An 8,492-nucleotide genomic window follows, 5' to 3' on the forward strand; every position below is an offset into this window, starting at 1 on the left:
ACCACCGACGCCTTCAACCTGCCGCCCATCCCCGGCTTCGGCTACCTCAAGGTCGGCCCGGAGCGTTGCCCGGCTGCGGCCGGTCCGCCGGGGCGGCGGGGCCGGAGGGTCGCTGCGACGCGCCCGCATCGAACCCACGCTCCGGGGCGCCCGCGCCGGCGGAGTGACCAGGCGCGTCCGGCGAGCGGCGGCGGCCGGACGGGGCACTCGGAGCGCCGGTGCCGGGCGAGTCCGGTGTCCCCGCCGAGCGGTGCAGGCCTGACCGGGTGCCGGGGGCGCTTGGGGCGTCCCACGCGCCGGGCGTGCCCGGAGTGCGCGGACCGGTCGGGCGGTGACGCGCGTCCGCCGCGCCGGCCGTCTCCGTCGGCGCCGGACCGAGCGGGTCGTCCGGTCCGCCGGAGGCGGCGGGGTGGAAGGACTCGCCGGGCGTGCGCGAGGTGTCCGGGGTGCCGGCGGCGGGCCGGCCCGCCGCGGGTGCCGGGCCGTCCCCGGAACCGCGCGTGCGCGAGCCGCGCAACGGCGTTGTGCTCGGGTCGTCCTCGTCGAGGCGCGTCAGCAGGGCGGACGGCAGGAAGACCACCGCGCGGACGCCGCCGTACGGCGAGCGCGTGTCGACGGAGACGTTGAAGCCGTAGCGGGTCGCGAGGACGCCGATGACGGGGAAGCCGAACTGCGGGGGGTCGCCGAGGCGGGAGACGTCGACGGCGCGGCGGCCGGCGAGGAGGGCGACGGCGCGCTGGACCTCCTGGCCGTCCATGCCCACGCCGGCGTCGTCGATGACGACGCAGGCGCCGTTGTGGACCGGCTGGAGGCTGACCTCGACGGTGGTGTTGGGCTGCGAGTGGCGGGCCGCGTTGTCGAGGAGTTCGGCGACGGCGAGCACGACGGGTTCGACGGCGCGGCTGACGACGGCGAGATCGGTCTCGCCGTGGACCCGGACGCGGCGGTAGTCGCGGATGCGGGACGTGGCGCCGCGGACGACGTCGGTGAGCGGGGAGGCAACGCGCTGCCGGCCGGGCCAGGAGCCGCAGAGCACGGCGATGGCCTGGGCGCGGCGGCCGAACTGGGCGTTGGCGTGGTCGATCTCCAGGAGGTCGCGCAGCACATCCGGGTTGTCGTGCCGGTCCTGCATGTCGGAGATGGCGATCTGCTGCTCGTGCGCCAGGCCCTGCAGGGCACGCATCGAGGCCTTGAGGGCCGCCTTCGCGGACTGGTCGGCGCGGGCCTGCGCCTTGTCCACGGCCTTGGTGAACAGGTCCATCACGGAATGGAGGCGCTGCGCGAACTCCGTGCCGGCCAGCTGCTCGTCGAGCAGTCCGGGCAGCGGCACGGACTGGTCCGTGGAGTCCGCCACGGCGGGCAGCCGGACCCCGGTGAGGTGACCGAGCTCCTCGTCACGCGCCCGCAGGCCGTCCTCGAGCCGGTCGACGCGCCTGCGCAGGCCGGTGGTGATCGTGCGCTGGCGGGCCAGCAGGACCGCGACGACGGCGAGTGCGAGCGCCAGGCACCAGATCACCACCTCCGGTATGTGATGTGACATCAATTCCTCGCGGACGAAGGGGGTCCAGAAGCGGAATACGCAGATCATCCTAACCACGCCGGTGACCCTGTGTCCGATCATCATCACGAGGAACGAACAGGCTTCCGTTTCCGGCCCGTCCCTGATGGGACGTCCGGGAAACGGAAGCCTGTGTTCGGACTTATTCGGTTCTGAGTTATTCGGTGGTGGCCGGTCCCCTGCCCAGGGCCCGGTCGACCAGCGGGCCCGCCGCGCCCGTGTAGTCGGCCGGATCGCACAGCGCCGCGAGTTCCTCGCCCGTGAAGTGCCCCTTCAGTTCGGGGGCGGCGGTGAGGATCTCGTGGAGCGGGCGTCCGGTGCGCCCGGCCTCGGCGGAGACCTGGGTGAGCAGCTGCTTGGCGGTCGCCTTGCCGATGCGCGGGGCCAGGACGGCGGCGATCCGCTCGGAGACGACCTGGGCGCCGGTGAGCGCCAGGTTCTCCCGCATCCTCTCCGGCCGTACGGTCAGCCCCTCGGCGAGTTCGACGGCGGTGTGCGCCGCTCCCCCGGTCAGCCGCAGGCACTCGCGCAGCAGCTGCCACTCGGCGTGCCAGGCGCCGGCCGACCGTTCGTCCTCGGTGGTCAGACACTGCGTCAGCCCGGCGGCGAGCACCGGCACCTGGAGCGCGGCGCTGCGCAGCAGGGTGGCCAGGACGGGGTTGCGCTTCTGCGGCATGGCCGAGGAGCTGCCGCGTCCGGCGGCGGTCGGCTCGGTGACCTCGCCGACCTCGGTGCGGGTGAGCGACAGCACGTCGACCGCGATCTTGCCGAGCGCGCCGGCCGTGAAGGCCAGCGCCGCGGCGAGGTCGGCGAGCGGCGTGCGCAGCGCGTGCCAGGGCAGCACGGGCCGGGCCAGCCCGGTCTCCCGCGCGAACTCCGCCAGCAGCCGGTCGGCGTAGGTGCCGTCGTCCGTGCCCTCCGCGCCATCGAGCCGGGCGTACTCCAGATACCCGGCCAGGGTTCCGGCCGCGCCGCCGAGCGAGACCGGCAGCGACTCCTCGACGGCCGCCAGGCGCCGCTCGGCGTCCAGGACCAGCTGCCGCCAGCCCGCCGCCTTGAGCCCGAACGTGGTGGGCACGGCGTGCAGCGCGAGGGTGCGGCCGGCCATCAGCGTGTCGCGGTGGCGCGCGGCGTGGCCGGCCAGCGCCCCGGCCGTGCGGGCCAGATCGGCCCGTACGACCGCCAGGGTGCGGCGGGCGACCAGCATGGCGCCGGTGTCCAGGACGTCCTGGCTGGTGGAGCCCCGGTGGACGTACTCCGCCGCGCCGGTGCCCTCGGTATCGTCCGCCGCGACCGCCCGGGTCAGTGCCTGGACCAGGCCGACGACCGGATTGGCCGTCTCCCGGGAGGCCAGGGCCAGGGCACGCGCGTCGAGGCGCTCGGCGCGGGCCGCACCGGTGATGATCCGGGCGGCCCGCTCGGGCAGGGTGCCCAGCCGGGCCTGGGCCCGGGCCAGGGCGGCCTCCGCGTCGAGCATGGCCTGGAGCCATGCCCGGTCGCAGACGGCCGCCTCGGCCGGGGTGCCCGCGCGGACGGGCGAGAGCAGACCGGAGTCCAGCAGGCTGTGCTCGAAGGATCCCGCCGGGACCTGCTCCTGATCCGGTGACTCCGTCACACAATCACGCCCGTCAGGTCCGCGTCCGTCGTCACCGGGCGCAGCCCGGAGGGGATGTGCGCGACGGGCGGCAGGCTGAGCACCGCGCGGGCGATGGCGTCGGAGTCGCCGAGGGTCACGGAGTCCACGCCGGGCCGGATGCCGGCGGCGGTGACCCAGTGCACGGACTCGGTGGGCACGCCGTAGGCGAAGCGGCGCGGGTGGGCCTGGCCGCGGCCGTCCAGGACGTGGTACGGGCGATCGGTGACGGCCAGTCCGCCGGTCTCGTAGGAGGCGCCGGTGGCCGCGTCGACCCGGAAGGTGGTGATCTGGTCGGTGTTGAGCAGGTGCCGCAGCAGCGGGTCCGCGGTGCGGCGCAGGTCGGGCTCGGGCAGCCGGGCCTCGATGAGCACGTGGGAGCGGATGGTCTCCCCGGGCACGGCGGTGGAGTCGGCGGTGAACGCCGGGTTCGCCGTGTCGATGCGGACGATGGTGCCCGGGCCGGTGACCTGGAGGACGCCAGCCTCGATGAGGGCGATCATCTCCTCGATGCGGGAGGCGGGCGGGCCGATGGAGAGGAAGGCGTTGAGCGGGGTGTACCAGCCGTCGAGGTCGTCGCGGTGCGAGTTGCCGTCGAGGCCGCCGTGGTCGACGGCGAGCCGGATCTCGTTGCGCAGGTCGCGCATGACGTCCAGGGCCGCCTTGAGCGGGCCGCTGACGTTGCCGGCGCGGGCCGCCGCCACGTCCTTGGCCAGGTACTCGAGCAGCCACGCGTGCCACTCCTCGCGGCTCGCCCACTCGCGGTCGCCGTACGGCTTGGACAGCCGCTCCCAGTCCCAGCGGTCCTCGGCGGCGATGCCGAAGGAGTCGAGCAGCGCGGCGCGCTCGGACTCCTCGGCCAGGGCCAGGAACTTCTCCGTGAAGGTCTCGCGCTCCTCGCCGCGGCCCCGGGCCTGGAGCAGCGCGCCGTAGTAGACGCTCTCGACCTCGCGGGAGATGAACGGCCACAGGTCGGTGGCGAAGTGCACGGGGGCGCCGCCCTCGGCGCGCTCGCGCAGGCCGGCGATGTACTCGGCGGTGAGCAGCTTGGGGAAGTAGCGGCCGTCGACGCCCTTCTCGTTCTCGCCGCGCGCGTGGTAAGGGATGCCGCGCCGCGAGAACGCGTACAGCTTGGGCTCCCGGCCGGAGGGGCGGTAGACCAGCTTGCCGTCCTCGCGGGCGAAGCTGCCGCCGCGCCCGGCGGTGAAGAGCGCCATGTGGTCGAAGAAGTTCAGGCCGAGACCGCGCAGCAGCACCGGCTCGCCCGCCTTGACCGAGGACAGGTCCAGATCGGCCGGGTTGGCGGGGGTGACGTAATTCAGGTGGTGTATTCGGGCCAGGGCCGCGGTGCGGGCCTCGCGCGGCGAGAGGTGGGCCGGCACGTGCCCCAGCGCCATGACGATGGCGTCCAGGCTGTTGAGCCGGGTGCCGTCCTCCAGCCGGATGCCCTGCGGGCCGCCGGTGACGCCCTCGACGTCGGACATGGCCACCGCCCGCGAGGTGTGCACCTGGATGGTGACGTGCTCGGGAGCGCGGGCGACGACCTGCTGGAAGCTGTCGTGGAGGTAACGGCCGTAGAAGGCCCGCGTGGGGTAGGTGTCCGGGCCCAGACGGCGGGCCTCGGCCAGGGTCTCCTCGTCATGGCCGCCGTTGTCGCCGGCCTCGGCGCGCTCCGCGACGCCGCGCGCCCACTCGTACAGGCTGGGGCCGGGCTCGATGGGGCCGTCGATCTGGGCACTGTCGTCCGTGTAGACGGTGATCTGCGAGGAAACGGTGTTCATCAGCAGATGCCGCGACTGGTCGGGGCGCCAGACGGTGCCCGCGCCGGGGGCCGAGGGGTCGACGACGTGCACCGTCACGGCGGAGTGCGAGGGAGCGTGGCGCTCGTTGGCGCACAAGCGCTCCAGTACGGACAGTCCTCGCGGTCCTACACCGACGATGCAGACCTCGATATGACTGCTGCTCATGCGGGTGCTCCTGTTCTGGATAAAGGCAGGGCGGGTCGACCGGGCCTTTGTGCACGGTGGCCGAGCGGTGCGCGGAGGAGGCCGAGCGCGGATACGGTGTCGGCCCCCGGTTCAATCTGGCCAGTTCCGATACACCGGTCAACGGCCGATATGGGGGTACGTCAGGTCCTGGGCAGACATCCCGGGCACCTGACACAGCCACGAGCGGAATCGGGCCCGCCTGTTCGTTCCCGGCGGTTTTCCGTGGCAGGGTGCGTGACCATGCGTGCTGCCTATATCGAAGAGCTCGGCTCCCCGGACGCCATTCGTTTCGGAGAGTTCCCCGACCCGGTTCCGGGGCCGACGGACGTCCTGGTGGACGTCATCGCCACGACCGTCAATCCGGTGGACACCTTCGTCCGTTCCGGCGGCTTCAGGACCCCCATTCCCTTTCCGTTCGTCATCGGCCGTGACGTCGTCGGCCGGGTGGCCGAGACCGGCCCGGGCGCGGCGGGCTTCGCCCCCGGCGATCTGGTGTGGTCCAACAGCCTCGGACACGGCGGCCGGCAGGGTGCCACCGCCGAGCAGGTCGTGGTGCCGGCCGACCGGCTCTACCACCTGCCCGCCGGGGTCCGCCCGCAGGACGCGGTGGCCGTCGCGCACCCCACCGGCACCGCCTATCTGGCCCTGTTCACCCACGGCCGGGTGCGCCCGGGCGAGACCGTGCTGGTCGCCGGCGCGGCCGGGAACGTGGGCAGCGCCGCGGTGGTGCTCGCCACCCAGGCGGGCGCCCGCGTCGTGGCCACCGCCAACCCGCGCGACGAGGAGTACGTCCGCTCGCTCGGCGCGGACGTCGTCATCGACTACCGCGAGCCGGAGCTGGCCCGGCGGATCCAGGACGCGGCCCCCGGCGGCGTCGACATCTACCTGGACACCTTCGGCGAGAACGACATCCCCATGGCCGTCGAGCTGCTGGCCGAGCGCGGCCGCATCGTGCTGCTCGCCGGTGTCGAGGCCCGGCCCGAGCTGCCGGTGGGCCCGCTGTACAAGAAGGACTGCTCGATCCTCGGATTCGTGATCTCCCACGCCACCACCGCGGAACTCGCCGAGGCGGCCGGGACGATCAACCGGCTGCTCGCCGACGGCCGGCTGCGCCCCCGCCGCACCGAGGAGATCCCGCTCGACGCGGCCGCCGACGCCCACCGCCGTATGGAAAAGGGCGAACTCCACGGCCGCCGGCTGATTCTGCGCACCGGTCTCGAATACTGAATTCCGTTCGCGCGGAAACTCCCGCCCGGACGGCGCGGCGCGCGGGACCTGACGGATCCCCGGAACCGTCGTTGACCGAAAACAACCCCGATTCGCATAGTGAACACATGAGTCAATTCACTGAATCGGGCACGACTTTCCAGGTACGCGCCGAGATCAAGGTCGCGGCGGCTCCCGAGAAGATTTACGACACCGTCAGCGACCTCGCCCGCAGCGGCGAATGGAGCCCGGAGTGCCAGGGCGGCCGCTGGATATCCGGTGAGCCCGGCCAGGTCGGCTCGGTGTTCCAGGGTGACAACGTGCGCGGCACCGAGGTGGTCGCCTGGGCCCCCGTCATCCGCGGTCCCTGGAACACCGAGGCCGAGGTGGTCGCCGCGGAGCGCGGCCGCATCTTCCAGTGGGTCATTCTCAACAGCGCCGGTGAGAAGCAGGACAGCACCTGGACCTACGAGATCGAGCCGGACGGCGACGGCGGTGCCCTGCTGATCCACCGCTACCGGCTCGGCCGTCTCACCGAGGGCCTTGCCAAGATCTTCGAGGGGCTGAGCCAGGAGGAGCGCGAGCGCTTCGTCAGCGAGTGGAACGCCAAGCTCGCCGACGACGTCGCGGCCACCCTCGAGCGCGTCAAGACCGTCATCGAAAAGGGCTGACCACCGCGTCGGCCCACACCCCGAGCTGCCGCCTTCTCGTACTCCCCCGGCGAGAAGGCGGCCCCGGTGCTACCCACCGGCACCACCGGGCCGGCGTCGTCCCCCCTCCCCGCGACGCCGGCCCGCCGCAGCCATCCCCGCCCGTGCCCGAGCCGAGATGAGGAGCGATGACGACGACCACGACCGCACCACCCCGTCGCCGGATCGAGGACTGGGATCCGGAGGACGAGGAGTTCTGGGAACGCGGCGGCAAGCACATAGCCCGCCGCAATCTGATCCTGTCCATCGCCTCCGAGCACATCGGCTTCTCCGTGTGGAGCATGTGGTCGGTCCTGGTGCTGTTCATGTCGCCGGCCATCGGCCTGGGCTTCAGCCCCGGCGAGAAGTTCCTGCTGGTCGTCACGCCGACCCTGGTCGGCGCGGTGCTGCGGCTGCCGTACAGCTATGCGGTGACCCGCTTCGGGGGCCGCAACTGGACCGTGTTCGCCTCCCTCGTGCTCTTGGTGCCCACCCTGCTCGCCGTGTACTTCGTGCAGCGGCCCGGCACCCCGCTGTGGGTCTTCCTGGTCATCGCCGCGACGGCCGGCGTGGGCGGCGGCAACTTCGCCTCGTCCATGACGAACATCACCGCCTTCTACCCGCAGCGCAAGCAGGGCTGGGCCCTGGGGCTGAACGCCGGCGGCGGCAACATCGGTGTCGCCGCCGTGCAGCTGCTCGGCCTGCTGGTCATCGCCACGGCCGGGGACACCCACCCCGCGTACGTGGCCTCGGTGTACCTGCCGCTGATCGCGCTGGTGGCCCTGGCCGCCGCCCTGCGCATGGACAACCTGGACGCGGTGCGGGCCGCGCCGGGCGCCCAGCGCGAGGCCGCCCGCAGCCCCCACACATGGTGGATCTCGCTGCTGTACATCGGCACCTTCGGCTCCTTCATCGGCTACGGCTTCGCCTTCGGGCTGGTGCTGCAGAACCAGTTCGGCTCCACCCCGCTCCAGGCCGCCTCCTACACCTTCCTCGGGCCGCTGCTCGGCTCGGTCGCGCGGCCCAGCGGCGGCCGGATGGCCGACCGGTGGGGCGGCGCCCGGGTCACGCTGTGGAGCTTCGTGGGCCTGGCCCTGGGCACGGTCGTGCTGCTCATCGCCTCCGCCAGGGGCTCGTTCGGCCTGTTCATCGCCGCCTTCACCGCGCTGTTCGTGCTGAGCGGGGTCGGCAACGGCTCGACGTACAAGATGATCCCCGCCGTCTTCGCGCAGCAGACCGGTTCGGCCGCGGCCGCCCGGCGGCTGTCCGGCGCGGCGATCGCCATCGCCGGAGCGGTGGGCGCGCTCGGTGGCGTCGCCATCAACCTGTCCTTCCGCGCCGCCTACGGCGGCGGCACGGGCGGCGGCTCCGGAACGCCCGCCTTCTGGTCCTTCCTCGCCTTCTACGCGGTGTGCGTG

6 protein-coding genes are annotated in these 8,492 nt (G+C 73.1%); 3 read left to right on the forward strand and 3 right to left on the reverse strand.

Annotated features, from left to right (window positions below; genetic code table 11):
• Positions 1 to 46 precede the first annotated feature (46 nt).
• The 3 genes from AB0K09_RS24715 to AB0K09_RS24725 form a co-directional block, all read right to left on the reverse strand.
• Positions 47 to 1,540 carry an ATP-binding protein gene (locus tag AB0K09_RS24715; RefSeq protein WP_366067567.1) on the reverse strand — a complete coding sequence of 498 codons (1,494 nt, stop codon included), beginning with the start codon at positions 1,538 to 1,540 and terminating at the stop codon, positions 47 to 49.
• 175 nt (positions 1,541 to 1,715) lie between these two features.
• The gene (locus AB0K09_RS24720) at positions 1,716 to 3,173 is read right to left on the reverse strand and encodes an adenylosuccinate lyase family protein (protein ID WP_366067568.1); all 1,458 of its coding nucleotides are present in this window, start codon (positions 3,171 to 3,173) and stop codon (positions 1,716 to 1,718) included.
• Positions 3,170 to 5,158, reverse strand: coding sequence for an FAD/NAD(P)-binding protein (locus AB0K09_RS24725; RefSeq protein WP_366067569.1), 1,989 nt, complete (start codon positions 5,156 to 5,158; stop codon positions 3,170 to 3,172). Before AB0K09_RS24725 ends, AB0K09_RS24720 begins: the two co-directional genes overlap by 4 nt.
• Before the next feature lie 261 nt (positions 5,159 to 5,419).
• Here AB0K09_RS24725 and AB0K09_RS24730 point away from each other — a divergent pair, with 261 nt between their 5' ends.
• The 3 genes from AB0K09_RS24730 to AB0K09_RS24740 all read left to right on the forward strand — a co-directional run.
• Positions 5,420 to 6,406: an NADPH:quinone reductase gene (locus AB0K09_RS24730; RefSeq protein ID WP_366067570.1), complete on the forward strand. Its 987-nt coding sequence runs from the start codon at positions 5,420 to 5,422 to the stop codon at positions 6,404 to 6,406.
• 107 nt (positions 6,407 to 6,513) lie between these two features.
• On the forward strand, positions 6,514 to 7,056 hold the full coding sequence (locus AB0K09_RS24735; RefSeq protein WP_366067571.1) for an SRPBCC family protein: 543 nt from the start codon (positions 6,514 to 6,516) through the stop codon (positions 7,054 to 7,056).
• Between the two features lie 167 nt (positions 7,057 to 7,223).
• Positions 7,224 to 8,492 (forward strand): nitrate/nitrite transporter (locus AB0K09_RS24740; protein ID WP_366067572.1); only part of this gene is annotated, 1,269 nt, incomplete at its 3' end.

The organism is Streptomyces sp. NPDC049577, from assembly GCF_040675635.1.
In the GTDB taxonomy this organism is placed as follows: Bacteria; Actinomycetota; Actinomycetes; order Streptomycetales; family Streptomycetaceae; genus Streptomyces.